Below are 18,679 nucleotides of genomic sequence, written 5' to 3'. Positions count from 1 at the left end.
TCGATCGGACGAGTAATCGCAGTCCCACGAGCCGAAGATCCACTTGGTTAAGCGGCTAGAAGTTAGACGAAAACCGTCACGTCCTGTGACAACGTCTAACTGACCCACGTCCTGTGTGCCCGACGCCGTGCCCGAGGGAAGCGAGTATATTTCCCCTGCGGTTCAGGTACAAGTATGATTAATAATGTAAGTGTAATAAAAGAGATGGTGGAGTGAAAATGACACCACCACATTTGACAGAGAACCTTATTTTTCAATCATATCATGGAATTTTTGAATTTCTTCGTCTGGAATAATCACATAACTAGCTCCATTAATCATTTGCGTGTGGCCATCTAACATATAAGTAGAAATGTTTTTTCGTGTGTTTCGATAATTTAAAAATAGGTTTTTCATATCATTAAATTTCATATTTGTTTCTACATTGGAGCCTAGTACATCTAATACATCACTTATTTTGGTAACCGATCCTACAGATGCACCTTTTTGAATAATTGCTTCAATAACTTTTCGCTGTCTTTTGGTACGACCAAAGTCTCCTTCTGGATCTTGCTTACGCATACGAACATAACCTAGTGCTTGAGCACCATTTAAGTCAATCTCACCTAATTCATAATCATAACCCTTTTTGTAATAACCAGAATCCGTCCACGCTATTTCATTGTCTACAGTGATGCCACCGACAGCATTAACGAGCTCTTCTAACCCTTGCATATTCACTTTGACATAATAGTCTAACTCAATGTCGAGAAAATTTTCTACTGTATTAACCGACATATCTGCGCCACCATAAGCATAGGCGTGATTAATCTTTTCTGTCGTCCCGTGACCGACTATCTCCGCTCTTGTATCTCTTGGAATACTCACTAACTGAACACTTTCATTAGAGGGGTTAATCGACGCAACGACTAATGCATCAGATCTTCCTGAATCATTTTTACGTTCATCTACACCTAAAAGTAATATATTTAACGGTTGTTGGTTTCTTACCTTTTCTTTTGTTACCTCAGTATCAATGCTATCAATTCCTTGATGAATCTCATTATTCACCGTTTGTCTAGCATCCATTAAAACGGAAACAGCAAATGCAACAATACCAAGAATTATGATACCAATTATGAGCAGCGTTATTTTTAATCCTTTTCTTTTTTTCTTCTTTCGCTTGGCCGTTCTTCTCTCTTCTACCATAAAAGCACCTCTTCCCTTCGACCTATTTTATCACTAACTTAGTATAATACAAACATTATTTACTTCTAATACAAAGTAGTGCGAGAAAATAATCCTGCTAAAATTTGACGATGAAACAAAGAAAAAGGTTTCACCATTATTCTACTTAACAAACTTTCTCAATTCAAATGATTAATGAATTTAGTAGTTGGGTATAGGTTAATCGGAGGTGAAACCATGGAAATTAATAAACAAGAAACGCACGCTTATGAATTAGATTTTCCTATTGGTAATCATGAAATTGTAATCTATCGTCGATATGAATTCTTTTATATTCTAAACGATGTGTTTATTGGGATTTTGTTTGTCGTTGGAAGTATCTTATTCTTGTGGGAAGCAACCACACTCACTGGAATATGGCTCTTCATTATTGGTAGTGCTTTGTTTCTCGTGCGTCCAACACTTCAATTCAGTAAAAAGATCCATCTAAAGCAAATAAATCAAAAAAAATCAGATTAATTCTCTAAAAATAATCAAATGTTTTGACATTCTTTTTCTATCCTGTTATTTTAACCGAGAATGTTGACAAAAATAATCGGAAAAGGTGGAAAAACATTGACAAAACAAAAGAAAAAATTTTCTTTCCGGATTTTAGATGGCATTGAATGGTTAGGCAATAAACTTCCTTCTCCATTTTTGTTATTTGCAATCTTGTCACTACTCGTTATTATTTTATCAGGTATTTTTGCAGGGGTAACGGTCGAAAATCCATCGACAGGAGAAACAACCAGTGTCACTAACTTGTTTAGCATCAGTGGACTCCAATACATATTTCAACATGCAGTAGACAACTTTGTTGGCTTTGCTCCATTGGGCGCTGTGCTTGTTACGATGCTAGGGATAGGTTTGGCTGAAAAAACAGGCTTAGTGAATGCCGCATTAAAAGCAACTGTTTTTTCTTTCCCGAAACGCCTGCTAACAGCTGCACTAGTCTTTGCAGGTATTATGTCCAGTATTGCTGTTAACGCTGGGTATGTGGTATTACCACCATTGGGTGCTGTCTTGTTCCTTGGATTAGGACGACACCCCCTTGCAGGATTAGCTGCTGCATTTGCTGGTGTATCTGGAGGTTTTGGAGCGAATTTATTTCTAACTTCCACCGATGCTATTTTACAGGAGTTAACAGCTGAAGCAGCTTCAACAATAGATCCTGCTTATGCGGAAACTATTGCCGTTTCAATGAACTGGTATTTCGCAGCATTTTCTGTTCTACTCATCACAGCGCTTGGCACTTGGGTAACAGATAAGATTGTTGAACCGCGTTTAGGTAAGTATCAAGGGGAAGCAGATGAATCAATTGACTATTTAACGGCTACCGAGAAAAAAGCCCTAAAATATGCCGGAATTAGTTTTCTCATTACACTTATTGTGATGGCCTACCTTTCAATTGGACCTTTGCGTGGGGATGGATCCTATTTAGATTCACCATTTTTTGCTTCGCTTGTATTTGTTATTTTTATTCTTTTCTTCATTCCAGGTCTTGTCTATGGGATTACAGTGAAGAAAATTACCAATGATAAAGATTTAACTTCGTTATTGGGCGATACAATGGCAAGTATGAGTGGATATATTGCGTTAGCCTTTACGGCAGGACAATTCATCGCTTACTTCCGTGAAACAAATCTAGGTACTATTATCGCTTATAAAGGTGCTGACTTTTTACAAAGTACCGGATTTGATGGTTTTGGTTTAATTCTTGTCTTTATTTTATTAACCATGCTCATTAATTTCTTTATTGGGAGTTCTTCTGCAAAGTGGACAATTTTAGCACCAGTGTTTGTACCCATTATGATGAACTTAGATTATTCACCTGAGTTTACTACGTTGGTTTACCGAATTGCTGATTCCGTGACCAATATGGTAACACCATTGTTACTCTATTTCCCTGTTATTGTTGCGTTTGCCCAACGCTACGAGAAGAAACTAGGAATTGGAACATTAATATCTATGATGATCCCTTATTCTATCGCCTTTTTAATCGGCTGGATTATTATCCTATTTATTTGGATGGCAATCGGAATTCCGGTTGGACCAGGTGCACCAATCATGTATCACCAATAAATTTAATGTAAAAAAGGAGCTGCCTTCGCGCAGCTTCTTTTCTTTTGCATTAAATAAGAGTAGTTTAAATTTTTCTGATTTGGACTTATCTCTAGTAACTGAGGTATTATTATGATAAAACTAAAGTATTCTACTATAAAATAGAAATGAGGTAGTTCTATTGTCCTGCAATCATTGTGCAATCACAGAACTAACAGTTGAACTGACTTTGAAGCAGCAGAATGCAGCTGAACTCGTTCAAATAATACACGACTTTTTAAGCAGACACGATATCCCTGTTCGTATCGAAAACAGCAATATATTTACCAATGAAAATGGTGCAACAAGTATTTATGATTTTAGTGTCGATCATATTCAAATAGACGACATTTTCTTTCGTATTCACGATGATGAATGGCGCCCATTATTAGAATTTAAAGAGGTAGTTGAAGCACAATGGATTGATAAAGTAATTCAAAAACGGCAAATTCATTGTCACTATCAACCTATTCTCAACGCAGATAAGAGCGTTTATGCTTATGAATTACTTGCTCGCTTTACAGATGAAGAAGGTTCGATTATTTACCCTAATGTTATTTTTGATGCCGCTAGAAAACGCGGACGATTATATGCTTTAGATCGTTTGTGTCGACTAACCGCTGTTCGCCATGCCATACACATCCCAAAAGGTATTAAAGCGTTTATAAATTTTATTCCTACTTCCATTTATTCTCCTGAATTTTGTTTACGCTCGACGACAGCACTCGCTGAGCACCTTGCGTTAGCAACAGAAAAACTGGTATTTGAAGTAGTAGAGACAGATAAAGTCGACGATGTAAATCATTTAAAAACCATCTTACATTATTATCAAGACCGTGGATTTAACTATGCTTTAGATGACGTTGGAACTGGACATAGCACTATTAATTTATTAGCAGACCTACAGCCTCATGTCATGAAATTAGATATGAAGTTCGTGCAAGGAGTCGCCCATAACAAGCAGCTACAAGTCGTAGCAGAACAATTTTTACAAAAAGCAAATGAAATTGGTTCGATTCCGCTGGCAGAAGGAATCGAAACGGAAGAAGATTTTGATTGGTTAAAACAAAGAGGGTATTAACTTTTTCAAGGCTATCTGTTTGGTAAACCTTCTCCTAACTTACTGTCCATATAGATGGATAGCCAGATCGACTTCTCTTTGATAATATCTTAAATGGTAATCAATATGACTAAGTAAGTTTTATCCTAATTCATCAGGGCTAATATAGGAGAATTTTTGTTGTTAATAGGTTTAGACCAAATCACTGGCCACTTTTGCAGAGAGTTCGTATTATATTGTGCTATTACACCCTACTACATCCAAGCCAACATAAACAGGTGCCTCTTGCTTTTCGCAAGAGGCACCTTTTTTGTTCTATTATTTTGTTAACTGATGGACGCGATCCATTATTTCTGTTTCTAAATTCAGTAATTTCTCTTTTGTTCCTGCAAATGTATCGCCGTTTACTGCAAAATAGAATTTGATCTTCGGTTCTGTACCTGAAGGACGTAAACAGAACCAAGAACCATCCGCTAATTTATATTTCAATACATTTGATTTAGGTAAAGTGATCGTTTCATGTTGATCGTTATCTACTAGAGTACGTTCACTTGATTGATAATCTTCTATCACAGCTACGTCTGATCCAATCACTACTTTTGGTGGATCGTTTCGAAAGGCTTTAAGTAGTGCTTGAATCTGTTCTGCACCATCTTTTCCTTTTAGCGTTAATGATTGTAGGGATTCAAAATAGTAGCCGTATTCTTCAAAAATCTCAAGGAGACCTTGGTATAACGTCTTGCCTTTTGTTTTATAGTAAGCTGCGACTTCTGCAATCATCATACAAGACTGTACTGCATCTTTATCTCTTACGAAGTCACCGATTAGATATCCATAGCTTTCTTCATAACCAAACAAGAAGCTATTTGCATCTGTTTCTTCATATTCTTTAATTTTTTCACCGATAAATTTAAAGCCAGTTAATGTATCTACTGTTTCTAATCCATGTTTACTAGCAATATCTCTTCCTATTTCAGAGGTAACAATCGTTTTTAATACGGTTGCATTATCTGCTAGTGTTCCTTGATTTTTCTTCTCGTTAATTAGGTAATTTAGTAAGAGCGCACCAACTTGGTTTCCAGTTAACACTTGATACTTACCGTCTTCATTTTTAACGGCAACACCCACGCGATCAGTGTCAGGATCTGTTCCTAATAAAATATCTGCATTTGTTTTTTCTCCTTGTTGCATCGCTAGCTCAAATGCAGCATGTTCTTCTGGATTTGGTGATTTAACGGTTGAGAAATTTGGATCTGGTAATTCTTGCTCTGGAACTACTTCCACGTGTTTAAAGCCCATATCTTTTAGGCCTTCGCGCACTGGCAAGTTACCAGTTCCGTGTAATGGTGTATAGACAATTTTAAAGTCATCTGCTATTTCTTTAATCATAGTTGGGTTAACAATAATTGTTTGCAATTGTTGATAATAGGCTTGATCCACTTTTTCACCAATGATTTGCAAGTTACCATTAGCCTTTAATTCTGCTTCGTCTGCTACTGGAATGGTTAATTCATTTTCAACTTCATTTACCTTTGCTACGATCTTCTCGGCTGGTCCAGGAGGAAGTTGACCTCCATCATGACCATATACTTTAAAACCGTTATATTCAGGTGGATTATGACTAGCTGTTATAACAACTCCACTATAAGCATGTAGATATCTTACAGCAAAAGAAAGCTCTGGTGTTGGTCGTAATGCATCAAATACGTATGTTTGTATTCCATGGTAACCAAGTGTCTTAGCTGCTTCCATCGCAAACAAAGGTGATTTATAGCGTGAATCATATGCGATGACGACCCCTCTAGATTTAGCAACTGTTCCTTGTTCTTCTATGTAGCGCGCCATTCCTTCAGCCGCTTTACGTACGGTATATATATTCATACGGTTTGAGCCAGGTCCTAACTCTCCACGCATACCACCTGTACCGAATTCTAACTCTTTATAAAAACTATCTTCTAATATTTTTTCATCCTCTGCTAAAGCTTCCAATTGATTACGAAGTTCTGTATCTAATTGATCAAATGTATTCCATTTCTGATAGACTTCTTTCCAACTCATATCTATTTCCTCCTATTTGATCTTTATTTGTCCTCAAATCCATTTGGATGTGTTTGATGCCAATTCCATGCATGTTGTACGATTGTTTCAAGGTCAACATATCGTGGTTCCCATCCCAATTCTGTTCGAGCTTTATCTGAGGAAGCTACCAATGTCGCCGGATCGCCAGCTCGACGGGGAGAAATTTTTGCAGGAATTGCATGTCCTGTTACTTTTCTGCAAGTATCAATAACTTGTTTTACCGAAAAGCCTTGTCCATTTCCAAGATTGTAAACAGCACTCTGTTGCGTTTGCTTTAATTTCTGCACAGCTAAATAATGTGCTTGAGCTAAGTCTACAACATGAATATAGTCTCTAACACAACTTCCATCCTCTGTTGGGTAATCATCGCCAAAGATAGAAACACTGCTACGCTGGTCAAGTGCAACCTGCAACACGATTGGAATTAGATGCGTCTCAGGCTCGTGATCTTCGCCAATCTTACTCTTTGGATCTGCTCCCGCTGCATTAAAGTAGCGTAAGCAAACTGATTTCAAACCATAAGCTTGATCACACCATTTTAACATTTTCTCAATCGCCAATTTTGTTTCACCATATGGATTTGTTGGTATCGTGGGATCATTCTCTACTATTGGAATTGAATTCGGCTCCCCATAAATTGCTGCTGTTGAAGAGAATACAATATGTTTCACATCATGTGCTACCATTTTTTTCACTAATGTATGGGTACCAATGACATTGTTTTCATAATACGTCAATGGATCTTTCACACTCTCACCGACTAATGAATCCGCAGCAAAATGGATAATAGCTGTTATAGCGTGCGTATCAAAAATTGTATCTAATAATATTTCATCTTTAAGTTCTCCTTGATAAAAGGGAACAGCAGCCATTGCTTTTCGATGACCTTTTTGCAAATTATCTAGAACAACGACATCTTGTCCTTGTTCTTTTAAAAAATGTACGGTATGGCTACCAATATAGCCAGCTCCACCTGTTACAAGGATGGTCATTCTGACACGTCCTTTCCCATCAAAACTTGTAATATATGTATATCGTCACTAAATAAACATTATATCAGAAATCGCTTTATCCGTCGCTTACGTTTTATAAAATATGTGTAAAATTATATTTCCTAATTAATCGATCAACCATAACTGGCATTCTTTCCTCTTTTGTTTTACAATTGAAAGAGATATGTTTAGAAAAAAGGAGCGAAGCTTGTGTCAATTAATAAGTTAGAAGAACTTAAAATATTTTCTCTTAGTTCAAACCCTGCTCTAGCAGAAAAAATAGCAAAACATACTGGTGTTTCGTTAGGAGATTGTTCCGTTAAAACCTTTAGTGATGGCGAAGTACAGATCAATATTGAAGAAAGTGTTCGTGGTTGTGATACATATGTGATTCAATCTACTTGTGATCCAGCAGATCAACATATTATGGAATTATTAATCATGTTAGATGCTTTAAAACGGGCTTCCGCCAAAACGATCAATGTTGTTATTCCTTATTATGGTTATGCGCGTCAAGATCGTAAAACAAATGCTCGTGAACCGATTACAGCAAAATTAATTGCTGATTTAATTGAAAAAGCAGGTGCTTCTCGTCTTCTAGCACTTGATATCCATGCTACACAAACACAAGGATTTTTTGATGTACCTGTGGACCCATTAGCTGGGATTCCAATATTAGCTTCTTATTTTCTAGAAAAACAATTAGAAAACGTTGTCGTCGTTGCCCCAGATCATGGTAGTGTGAAGCGTGCTCGACAGTTCGCTGATAGATTAGATACTCCAATTGCAATTCTGGATCGACGTGGCCCTAAAGATGTCGATACCTCTGAATTAAAAATTGTTGGAGATATCGATGGAAAAACAGCGATTCTGATTGATGATATTGTCGATACTGGTAGACGTGTAACAACTGGAGCTAAAGCACTCATCGATAATGGGGCAAAAGAGGTATACGCAACTGCTACCCATCCAGTTCTTTCTGGAATTGCGACACAGAAGATCAATGAATCTTCCATTAAAGAATTAGTGGTAACAGATACCATTCCAATTCCAGAAGAAAAATGGAGTGATAAGATCACACAACTTAGCGCAGCGGCCCTATTTAGTGATGCGATTCTGCGTGTATATCGCCAAGAATCAGTTAGTCCTTTATTTGAAGCGTAATTATTGAAGGGAAAACATAAAAAAACGAACGATGCATGATTCGGATAAATAGTCTATCGAATGGACATTTATTTTAAATCATCTATCGTTCGTTTTTTCATTATAATAATCCGATTAGCGACGGGATTAACAATTTCCCCCATACAATTGTAATCGTTGCAGCAAGAATCATTGCTAAAGTCGAGAAAGTTGTTGCTTCTTCTCCGTATTCCATCGCTTTATTCGTTCCAACACCGTGTGCACTCATGCCAAGCGCAAGTCCTTTGGCAATAGGAGTTTTTATCGCAAATCGCTTAATTACAGACGGCCCGATCATTCCCCCAACAATGCCGGTAATAATAACGAAAACAGTTGTTAGTGTAGGCAATCCCCCAATATCTTTGGATACCTCCATTGCGATTGGTGTCGTAATAGAACGAGGTAATACGCTAACAGAAAAGCTTCGATCTAAATGAAGTAGCATCGATAAACCAAAAGAGGAAAAAACAGCAATTAACGAACCTGACGTAATGCTAATTAAAATTAAACCAAGATATTTTTTTAGAACAGGTAGATGCTTGTAAATAGGAACCGCGAATGCAATCGTTGCTGGGCCCAACATATGGGTAAGCAATTTTGCGCCATCTAAATACGTATTGGCTGATAAATGTGTCGCGAATATGATGATGATAATGAGTACTGGTGTGAACAACAGTGGATGAAATAATGGAATTTTACTGTTTTTATTTAGTTGTTTAGCAAAGCGGTATAAAACATATGTCATGATTGTTACCAATACTATGATCATCCAACCTTCTCTCCTTTCTTTGTTACAATCCAATCAGCAATAAATGCCGTTAAGCTCATGACAATAAATGTGCTTATGCCAATAATAAAAACCATCTCAACACCTTGCCAACTTGCAATTTCATTATAATTTACAATACCGACTGCTGAAGGAACAAAAAATAACAGTAACTCAGCCATTAACCAGTTCGCACCTTGTTCTACCCATTCTAATTTAATTATTTTTAGTACGAGTGCTAAAAATAACAGAACTAAACCGATCATTGATGCAGGTAATGGAATGGAAAGTAACTGTTTTAACCCAATAGCTAATAATAAAAAAATATGAATCAGCAAAATTTGAATAATAATGGTACCTATTTTCATATAAAACACTCCTAACTCCAGCATGCCTTGTATTTAGCATATCGAAGTCAGGAGTATTCGTAAAATACATATATTTTATGTTATACATAACTAAAAGTTATAACTTCATTAGCGAATAAATTGAATAAAGGTGCGTCCTGCAAAAGACAAGTACTTATCTTTCTTTTTAATAACTGCTAGATTCCACGGGATATCAGGCGTTAAATCTATTGCTTTCACTGCACTGTTTTGCACACGTTCACAAATAGATTTGGGCAAAATAGTTATCCCTAAATTTGCTGCCACCATTGCCGACATGAGATCCCATTGGGAGCTTTTAAATAAAATTTTCGGCTCATATCCGACTTCTAAAAACTTGTTCCACATCATATCATGTAAAGCGAAGTCTTCATGGTAGAAAATAAATTCCTCTTGTTCTAACTCACTTAAATCTACTGTGCTTCGAGAGGCTAGTGGATGTTGATGATGTACCATTAATTGCATATTTTCTTCTACAATAGGATACGCATCGAATAAAGTATGATCAATTGGTAGTACTGTTACCGCTAAATCTAGTTCTCCCTCAGCTACACTTTTCACTACTTTGGCACCACCATACTCGGTAATTACTATGTTGATATTCGGGTATGTCTTATGAAATTCTGCTAGGATATGAGGAAAAAATAGACCACCAATAAGTGGCGGAAGACCGAAATGAATTTCTCCACGTTTTAATTCTGTTAGGTCATGTAAAATGGTCATCATATCCTCCATATCACGACTAATTTTTTTGGCGTATTCGAACACTACCATCCCTGCATCTGTTAATTCACTTGCTTTATTGGTACGCAATAATAAGGTCATACCAAGTTCTGTTTCAAGATTTTTAATCGTTTTACTTAGAGCAGGTTGCGACACATGTAATGCTTGTGCTGCCTTAGAAATACTTTGTTGTTTGGCCACTTCATAAAAATAATTTAATTGCCTTAATTCCATGGTTAACTCCTTTTTTCACCTCTACAAACAGGTAAAGTTATATTTGTAGCATAAAACTAGCAAACTTTTCGATATAATAATTATATAGTATTTTTAAGGAGCGATCAGTAATGACATTACGACAATTTTTACAAAGCCAATTAAAAGCAACCTATAATCAAAACACATGGTTCGTTTCACTAAAAAGTGCCCTTCATGGTTTATCAGAGAAAGAAGCGATGTGTAAGAAACAAAATCAACCGCATTCGATAACTGAAATTGTTCAGCATTTGATTTTTTATAATCAATTGGAATTAGACCAATTCAATCACAAAAAAACATATAGAGATTTACCCCGTACGGAGCAGACGTTTACCTATCATCACCAGGAAAGTTGGTTACAAAAAACGGTCATGCTTGATGCAATTTTTAACGCTTGGGATAAAGCAATAGCCGAGGCAAGTGAGGAAAAACTTAACAAATGGCAAGAAAATTTATCGTACCTCACCCTACATAATGCTTATCATATTGGACAAATAGTGCTAATTCGAAAAGAGATCGACGCATGGAATGACAAATATGGGGTGAATTATAATTTCTAAATGCAAAAAAGCAAGTGTACCTTTAAATGATATACTTGCTTTTTTCAATCAATCTATTATGATTGTAATTCTTTTTTTAATAGTTCAATACCTTCAGGGCTTAGAATAATTTTCCCATTAAAGAATGATTGATTATCGTCTCTTACCTCTCCAGTAATCATGCATGCATTTTGAGAGTTGTATTTTCGTAATACAATTCGATCGTTATCTGTAAAAATTTCTAATGGATCTTTATTTGCAATTTCTAAAGATCTACGTAACTCTTTTGGTAAAACGATCCTCCCTAAATGATCGGTTTTTCTAACAATGCCTGTGCTTTTCATAGTATGAATCCCCCTAGTTGAAATTTTTTCTATACAATACCATATTTAGGTTATTTTTAAAATGTGAAAACATGAGAATATTACTAGCTACCAAACAAATAATAAGGACTTTATAACTATGTAACATGATAATAAAATGGCGGAGGAGGTGGGATTCGAACCCACGCGACAGTTGCCCGTCCTAATGCATTTCGAGTGCATCCCCTTCAGCCGAACTTGGGTACTCCTCCAATAGAGAGAATAAATACGACAATAAATATTTTATAAGAAAACAAAAGAGCATGCAAGAATAATATGCTCAAAATTATTAAAAGAAAGAATCCTCCCTTAGAACATCTTACTAATGGGAGGATCAATAGCTTCTTTCAACCTTTATTTAAAATTATATTTCGTCACAATTGGTTCTCTAGCTTGCTTTTTATCATTTACGTATTCAAATAACGAAATCCCTAAAAAAGAGCCAGATATATTATAAACATGTTCATATCCCACATTGCCTAACGAAGCAACTGCATTATAACTACGTTGTCCAGAACGACAGTGCACGTATACCGGTTGATCGGTTGGTATTTCATCTAACCGTTCTCTAAATTCGCTTAATGGAATATTTTTTGCGTTCTTTACATGACCTGCTTCATACTCCTTTTTTTCTCTTACATCAATAATAAATGCATTACTTTCAACAAGTTCTCGGACCTCAGACACTTTTACTTGTTTTATTGCGCCATTTAATATATTCAACGCTACCAATGCCGCTTGATTAACAACATCTTTGGCTGTTCCGAAAATTGGAGAATAAACAAGCTCTAATTCTTTTAAATCTTCTACTGTACCATTCATCATAATCATGGTTGCAATAACATCGATTCGTTTATCGACATTACCTTTACCGATCGCTTGAGCACCTAAAATTCGTCCAGTTGGAATTTCAAATAGTAATTTAAAATGCACTACATTACTTTCTGGCATAATACCTACTTTATCAGTAGGAATAATATAAACAAAATCGTAATCAATATTTGCAGCTTTTGCCTGCTTCTCATTTATCCCAGTCGACGCAGCGTTTAAATCAAAGATTTTTATTCCAGAAGACCCGATCACCCCGGTATTACGATGTGGAATGTGATACATATGATCAGCTGCTGCTCTTGCTTGTCGTTGCGCTGGGCCTGCTAAAGCAAGACGAGTTTTTGCACCAGTTATTTTATGATGTACTTCAATCGCATCTCCGACAGCGTAGATAGCAGGGTCTGTGGTTCGATAATTATGGTCTACTTTGATACCACCTGTTTTCCCTATTGCTAAATCAGCTTCTTTTGCTAGGTTTGTTTCTGGACGCACACCAATTGCCATCACCACAGCATCCGCTGCTACTTTAGTTCCTGAAGCTAAGACAATTTGACTTTCTTCTACTTGGGTAATGCCATCATTTAAGACAAGGTTAATTCCTTTGTCAATCAGCTCTTTATGCAAAATCTGAACCATGTCAGAATCAAATGGAGCCATTACTTGATTTTGTGCCTCTACCAAAGAAATGTTTTTCCCAGCGTATGCCAAGTTCTCAGCCACTTCTAACCCGATAAAACCACCACCAATCACCGCAATGTTCTTAATATGTTGTTGCTGTACAAATTGATTTAGTTTGTCTATATCAACGACATTTCTTACGGTAAAAACATGTTGACTGTCCACACCTTTAAGTGGAGGAACAATTGGGCTCGCACCTGGAGAGAGTACTAAATAGTCATACCCTTCTTCATAAGTTTCTTCTGTTTGTACGTTTTTTACTGTGATTGTTTTTTTCGTACGATTAATGGTCATAACTTCACTATTTGTTCTTGCTTCTATATGATACCTTTTATCAAATTTCGCAGGATTCATTAATATTAATTTATTACTATCTTCAATTTCACCACTTAAGTGATATGGCAGAGCACAATTTGAAAAAGAGACATGGGGACCTTTTTCAAACATTATAATCTCTGCTTCTTCATCTAAGCGACGTACCCTTGCAGCAACCGAAGCACCACCAGCTACACCACCAACAATCAATATACGTTTACCCATTCCAAAACCTCCAGTATTACCTTTATTTATAAACCTATAATACCATTAGGGGTATATAATAACAACAAAACAACGTACATTATCATAAAATGTTCACAATTTCACTTGTTACATGAACATTTTATATGCTCCAATGATGGATGAGATTGTCAACATCATAATCTGTTAAAGTAGAAATATCTATAAGAATATTATCAATCTTTTTAGAACTGCTAGATAAAGGAGTTCTAATTAGTTTTCCGCCTTCCTTTACTGTGTTCACTTTGATTAGTATTTTCAATGAAACTACTCCTTTCTTAAAACCTTGCTGTTATAGCAAAAAGACGCTGTCATCCTAACACCAGCGCCTTGCGATCAATTATCATTCTTTACCATTTGTATCAATGACAGTTTGATACCTACCTCATGTATTAAGGTAGTCGTTACTTTCTCGCTTGATGAACTTTTAATTGCTTGCCTTTGATTGTTTTATTTTTCATTTCTTTTAGCACAAGCGGACCTTTTCCATTTAAAATATCAACATAGGAGTGACTATGTTCAATGGAAATAATACCAATATCATTAGCTGAAACTCCATTAATACTAGTAAGTGTCCCAACAAAATCGATCGCTCGAATTTTTTTCTTTTTTCCACCATTAAAATAAAGCTTCATTATTTGCTGATCCAGTTGATCATTTTTCACTTTTCTAGGTTTCGGTTTGGAGTTGATTGTTTGGGTAAAAGTTGTTTTATGCGCTTTAATTTCCAATTGAGCGGGAGCTTGGCCAATCGGTATTTCTTCGTTAATATACGTTTCTATCTGTTTCACGTACACGTCTTCCTGCTCCGTTACAAAAGTAATGGCTTTCCCAGTCTTTCCTGCTCGTCCCGTTCTACCAACTCGATGAACATACGTTTCTTTTTCCAGTGGCATATCATAATTAATAATCAACGGTATATCAGCTACATCTATTCCTCGCGCAGCAATATCGGTAGCAACCAAATAGCGAAACTCAGCTTGTTTAAATTGGCCCATTACGCTAAAACGATCTTCTTGCGTCATTCCTCCATGAAGTTTCTCGCATGGATAGTTCAATCGTTTTAGTTGTTTTGAAACGCGATCTACTTCTGCTTGAGTACGGCAAAAAACAATACTACTATCAGGATTCTCCGTTATTAACACTCCTTGTAATAAGTCAAATTTCTCATCAGGATCGATCGGAATGATAAACTGCTTAATATTAGTGGTTTGTTTATCCGCCTTTACTTTAATGGTTAACGGTTGCTTCATATATTTGTGACAAAGTTCTTCTAACTCCGATGAAATGGTTGCAGAAAACAAAGCTGTCACACGGTTTTTAGGGAATTTTTCGATGATCGCTTGCACCTGATCAATAAATCCCATATTGAGCATTTCATCCGCTTCATCAATAATTAAATAGTTGATTGCTTCTAAGGAGAGTGTACCTTTTTCTAAATGGTCCAACACCCTTCCTGGTGCGCCAACCACCAGATGATTCTTTTGTTTCAACGCTAATTTTTGCTTTTCAAACGATTGCTTGCCGATAAGAGTAATCGCTTTCACCCGTTTATATCTACCAATATGTTCCACATCTTGTTGTACTTGAGCCGCTAGCTCTCTTGTAGGTGTTAAAATTACTGCTTGGGGTTTATTCTCGTTCCAATCAATTTTTTCGCAAAGCGGGATACCATAGGCAGCAGTTTTTCCACTCCCTGTTTTTGATTGCACAACAAGGTCCTCGCCTCTTAATAAGTGGGGAATTACTTTCTGTTGTACATTTGTGGGCTTGGTGAAATGTAAGTTGTGTAAGGCATCTACAATCGTAGTGCTTAATCCGAACTGTTCAAATGATTGCTCCATGATCATTGCTCCAATCTGTCTTGTTGATTTTTTCTTTTTATATATGCTATCATGCACGGCTCTGTATGCTTGTATCTGTCCACAATGACTTACTTCTTATTATCAACCAGAAGATTTCTTTATACAAGAAAAAGGTTGATTCTATAGGAGAATCAACCGATAATAAACCAAACAACCTGTATATATAATTGCACAATAAAATAAAAAATTACCGCGAAGCCCCAATTAAAGCCAATCCCATTTTTCATAATACTTAAGCGGTTCGTTGTGCTTAAGATAATAACTGGCAGTACAACTGGAGAAAGCATTACCGAAATAACACTGCCAGATGTCATTGCGAGTACGACTAATTCAGGTGGAAATGGTAAGGCAACACTTTCTAGAATACCTGCTACCAGGACAATAACTGTAAGTGGTCCTAGTCCTAGAAACCCTAAGACAATAGCCATAAATGGAATGACTGCTAGAAAATTCATAAACGGTATCACATCGACAAGATAAAACAAACCATCTATCATGTATTCACCAACACCCGATTGCGTAACTGAATAAATTAAGATACCTGCTGCTAGTAATACGCTAAATTGTTGTGCTTTCTGTTGAATATGGACCGTGATGTATGTGTTTGTGTGCAATACCAACTGTTTTGACCGTTTTTTTGATAAGAAATAACCGATGGTCCACATCATAATAATCGGTGGAATAACAGCGAGTAAACGCAAACCTACCACAAAATGAATAAGCAGAATGGTACTGAACATGGAAACAAACAATGCAACAAACTCAGTCACTAACCTTTTTGCTTCATGTGGCTTCATACTATTGTGAAGTCTGGTATGCATTTCTTCTTGTATTCCAGCAGTAAAGTTCATTTGATATGTTTTTTCTTTTTGTACAAGGAAGAATAAAGCGAGTGCGATACCAAGCATAGAGATAAAGAAACCTTGTAAAATCGACCAGCCAAGTGATGCACCTAAATGATCGACTGCAAAAGCGAAACTTGGAATACTAACGACCCATAGCGTTGTTAAAGCAAATGACCGTAACAATGCGGTACCTTTAAAATATTCCCACGCCTCCCCAGTTTTGGATGGCAGAAAGTCATTCACAAATTGATACATCATCGGAATACAACCAAATAACAAGAAATAAGCAATGATCTGATTGATGAGCATCATTCCTGCGTAAAATTTCTTACTCGTATCAAACAATTGCTTGCCTACTTGTACAATCGCTTCAATGTAGGGCTCTTCTTGAAAAATCCAACTGATTGCCGGGACAATTAAGAGCAAAGTTATTAAATTAGACATTTCAATGGAACCTTCAATAATCATACTGACAAGGGAATGGCCTGTCATGACTTGAATAACAAATGCAATCAGAAATAAAAATAGCGGAACTGTTATCGTGCGCATGGATAACAGGAGGACGCCTGAAACAAATACGATTATTCCAGTTAAGCCAAGTAATGTTGATGCGGTAGTTAACTGGAATAATACATCAATATAGTGTAAAATTGCATAAATAATGATCGCTATGGTAAATAGTTTCGCTATACCTTTTCTGATCGAAACCATTAACGCTTGCTCGCTTGAAATACTTTATAGATAGCTGATAAATCTTCTCTGCCAAGCCCGTGTTGTTTTGCTAGACTATACAATTCTTTCGTAGAACTAGCAATTGGCAAAGAAGCACCACTATCATAAGCAGCCTCACTAACTAAATGTAAATCTTTGTACATATGTTCTAACGGAAAATGTTCACTGAAGTCCTCGTTTAACATTTTGTCTCGTTTCGCTTGCATAATAGGTGCAGTGGTTGGACTATTTAATAATGTATCCATTAAGGTTTGTTTATCTAATCCAATGGATTGACCAAATGCTAGTGCTTCGGAAAAAGCCGCCGTTGCCTGAGCTAACATTAAATTAATGACTAATTTCATTGCAGACCCTTTGCCATGGTTACCATGATGTTGAATATCTTTTCCCATAACTTCAAGCATCGGACGTACTTGTTCTAAATCCTCTTCCTTACCTCCGACAAGAAAAATTAGCTCTCCTTTTTGCGCTGGGATTTTTGATCCAGACACTGGTGCATCTAGAAATCGAACCGCTTGTGTAGAAGCCTGTTCAGCAAATCGTTCACTTGCTTTTGGACCAACCGTACTGCAATCGACCCACAATTTACCTTCAAATTCATTTATAAAGCCATCCTCTCCGAAAGCAAACGTTTCTACTACTTCTTCATTTGTTAGCATGGTAAAAATCACATCAACTTGTTTAGCAAGTTCCTTCGGTGTATCTGCCCATTGTGCACCTTTTTCTAATAAGTTGGTTGCTTTTGATTTGGTACGATTATGCACCACAACATCATACCCTTGCTCAATCAAATTTTCAGCCATATGATTTCCCATAATTCCTAAACCGATAAACCCGATCATGCGATTACCTCCCTATTTTTCACTACTATTATTATTCCATTAATTGCTCTATTTTTTCAATTGGTTTGATTGCTAACTCTAGGATGGTATGCTTACTCTTTCCTAAAAAAAGAGATAAGAGCCATCTTGTAATAAACTATTTTCATTTTATAACCATTCGCTATTCGCATTACTAAAGAAATGCGATTGACGATAATTGTAGATAATCTTTGAAAAATCAAACAGTTTTCCATTTCTAAGAAGGCTGTTTCTAACAGATGGTTATTTTTAATTAAAATTCCTGACTTCTATCATTTTCTGTTAAAATAAGGCCACACCAAGAATTATAATGAGAAGAGAACGGGTTGGAATATGTTGAAATTATTATTAACCTGAGTCAATTTCATAATTTATTTCTATTTAATAAAACGCGAACATTGCATCTTATTTTCTTTAATTTATATGTTTTTTTAATAAGTGAAGGAAGCAAATGGGGGAGACTCCTGAAGGAAAAGCATCAGCCGAAGATCCACTTTCGGAGATGAAGGAATGTTAGACTGAAACCGTCACGTCGTGTGACAACGTCTAACTGACCCACGTCTTGTGGGCCCGAGGCGATGCCTTCGGAAAGCGACCTCATTTGCTGACTGCACGGAGCTAATATGCTACATATAATTATATTATTCGTGTTTGTCAAAC

General features: G+C 36.5%; 16 protein-coding genes and 1 tRNA gene. 5 read left to right on the top strand and 12 right to left on the bottom strand.

Features of this window, described 5'->3' with window-relative positions; all coding sequences use genetic code 11:
* Nucleotides 1-246: 246 nt before the first annotated feature.
* Entirely contained in the window at nt 247-1,188 is a 942-nt protein-coding gene (locus DES48_RS05655) for an LCP family glycopolymer transferase (protein WP_113867570.1), read from the bottom strand.
* Nucleotides 1,189-1,404: 216 nt separating this feature from the next.
* On the opposite strand from DES48_RS05655, the gene DES48_RS05650 reads away from it, so the two are divergent.
* The 3 genes from DES48_RS05650 (at nt 1,405) to DES48_RS05640 (ending at nt 4,387) form a co-directional block, all read left to right on the top strand.
* A complete protein-coding gene (locus DES48_RS05650; protein WP_079710735.1) occupies nt 1,405-1,686 on the top strand; it encodes a YrhK family protein in 282 nt (93 codons plus the stop codon).
* A 96-nt stretch (nt 1,687-1,782) separates the two neighbouring features.
* Entirely contained in the window at nt 1,783-3,288 is a 1,506-nt protein-coding gene (locus tag DES48_RS05645) for an AbgT family transporter (protein ID WP_425451860.1), read from the top strand.
* Nucleotides 3,289-3,448: 160 nt separating this feature from the next.
* Nucleotides 3,449-4,387: an EAL domain-containing protein gene (locus DES48_RS05640; protein WP_113867566.1), complete on the top strand. Its 939-nt coding sequence runs from the start codon at nt 3,449-3,451 to the stop codon at nt 4,385-4,387.
* Between the two features lie 297 nt (nt 4,388-4,684).
* Here DES48_RS05640 and DES48_RS05635 read toward each other — a convergent pair whose 3' ends face one another.
* Both DES48_RS05635 and galE read right to left on the bottom strand, forming a co-directional pair.
* Nucleotides 4,685-6,424 carry a phospho-sugar mutase gene (locus DES48_RS05635; protein WP_113867564.1) on the bottom strand — a complete coding sequence of 580 codons (1,740 nt, stop codon included), beginning with the start codon at nt 6,422-6,424 and terminating at the stop codon, nt 4,685-4,687.
* A gap of 23 nt (nt 6,425-6,447) precedes the next feature.
* On the bottom strand, nt 6,448-7,437 hold the full coding sequence (gene galE, locus DES48_RS05630; protein WP_113867562.1) for a UDP-glucose 4-epimerase GalE: 990 nt from the start codon (nt 7,435-7,437) through the stop codon (nt 6,448-6,450).
* A gap of 210 nt (nt 7,438-7,647) precedes the next feature.
* On the opposite strand from galE, the gene DES48_RS05625 reads away from it, so the two are divergent.
* Nucleotides 7,648-8,601: a ribose-phosphate diphosphokinase gene (locus DES48_RS05625; RefSeq protein WP_079710729.1), complete on the top strand. Its 954-nt coding sequence runs from the start codon at nt 7,648-7,650 to the stop codon at nt 8,599-8,601.
* A gap of 100 nt (nt 8,602-8,701) precedes the next feature.
* Here DES48_RS05625 and DES48_RS05620 read toward each other — a convergent pair whose 3' ends face one another.
* The 3 genes from DES48_RS05620 to DES48_RS05610 form a co-directional block, all read right to left on the bottom strand.
* Nucleotides 8,702-9,388: an LrgB family protein gene (locus DES48_RS05620; RefSeq protein ID WP_079710728.1), complete on the bottom strand. Its 687-nt coding sequence runs from the start codon at nt 9,386-9,388 to the stop codon at nt 8,702-8,704.
* The gene (locus DES48_RS05615; protein ID WP_079710727.1) at nt 9,385-9,753 is read right to left on the bottom strand and encodes a CidA/LrgA family protein; all 369 of its coding nucleotides are present in this window, start codon (nt 9,751-9,753) and stop codon (nt 9,385-9,387) included. The genes DES48_RS05620 and DES48_RS05615 overlap by 4 nt, the downstream gene beginning before the upstream one ends.
* Nucleotides 9,754-9,861: 108 nt before the next feature.
* Nucleotides 9,862-10,728: a LysR family transcriptional regulator gene (locus tag DES48_RS05610; protein ID WP_113867560.1), complete on the bottom strand. Its 867-nt coding sequence runs from the start codon at nt 10,726-10,728 to the stop codon at nt 9,862-9,864.
* A gap of 110 nt (nt 10,729-10,838) precedes the next feature.
* Between DES48_RS05610 and DES48_RS05605 the strand changes: the two genes are divergently transcribed.
* Complete coding sequence (locus DES48_RS05605) at nt 10,839-11,309, top strand: DUF664 domain-containing protein (RefSeq protein ID WP_113867559.1); 471 nt, start codon at nt 10,839-10,841, stop codon at nt 11,307-11,309.
* Between the two features lie 56 nt (nt 11,310-11,365).
* On the opposite strand, the gene DES48_RS05600 is transcribed toward DES48_RS05605, so the two are convergent.
* The 6 genes from DES48_RS05600 to DES48_RS05575 all read right to left on the bottom strand — a co-directional run bounded on the left by DES48_RS05600 (nt 11,366) and on the right by DES48_RS05575 (nt 18,001).
* Nucleotides 11,366-11,632, bottom strand: a complete 267-nt coding sequence (locus tag DES48_RS05600; protein WP_079710724.1) for an AbrB/MazE/SpoVT family DNA-binding domain-containing protein — start codon at nt 11,630-11,632, stop codon at nt 11,366-11,368.
* A gap of 137 nt (nt 11,633-11,769) precedes the next feature.
* Nucleotides 11,770-11,862, bottom strand: a tRNA-Ser gene (locus DES48_RS05595).
* Nucleotides 11,863-12,004: 142 nt separating this feature from the next.
* Nucleotides 12,005-13,699, bottom strand: coding sequence for an FAD-dependent oxidoreductase (locus DES48_RS05590; protein WP_113867557.1), 1,695 nt, complete (start codon nt 13,697-13,699; stop codon nt 12,005-12,007).
* A 422-nt stretch (nt 13,700-14,121) separates the two neighbouring features.
* Nucleotides 14,122-15,564 (bottom strand): DEAD/DEAH box helicase, encoded by a 1,443-nt coding sequence (locus DES48_RS05585; protein WP_113867754.1) that lies wholly within the window; start codon nt 15,562-15,564, stop codon nt 14,122-14,124.
* A gap of 149 nt (nt 15,565-15,713) precedes the next feature.
* On the bottom strand, nt 15,714-17,138 hold the full coding sequence (locus DES48_RS05580; protein WP_113867555.1) for a hypothetical protein: 1,425 nt from the start codon (nt 17,136-17,138) through the stop codon (nt 15,714-15,716).
* On the bottom strand, nt 17,138-18,001 hold the full coding sequence (locus DES48_RS05575) for an NAD(P)-dependent oxidoreductase (protein ID WP_113867553.1): 864 nt from the start codon (nt 17,999-18,001) through the stop codon (nt 17,138-17,140). Before DES48_RS05575 ends, DES48_RS05580 begins: the two co-directional genes overlap by 1 nt.
* Nucleotides 18,002-18,679 lie beyond the last annotated feature (678 nt).

It is taken from the genome of Paraliobacillus ryukyuensis (genome assembly GCF_003315295.1).
GTDB classification, from domain to species: domain Bacteria; phylum Bacillota; class Bacilli; order Bacillales; family Amphibacillaceae; genus Paraliobacillus; species Paraliobacillus ryukyuensis.
Note: the sequence above shows the minus strand (reverse complement) of the source record. Positions and strands in the feature narration are given on the sequence as shown.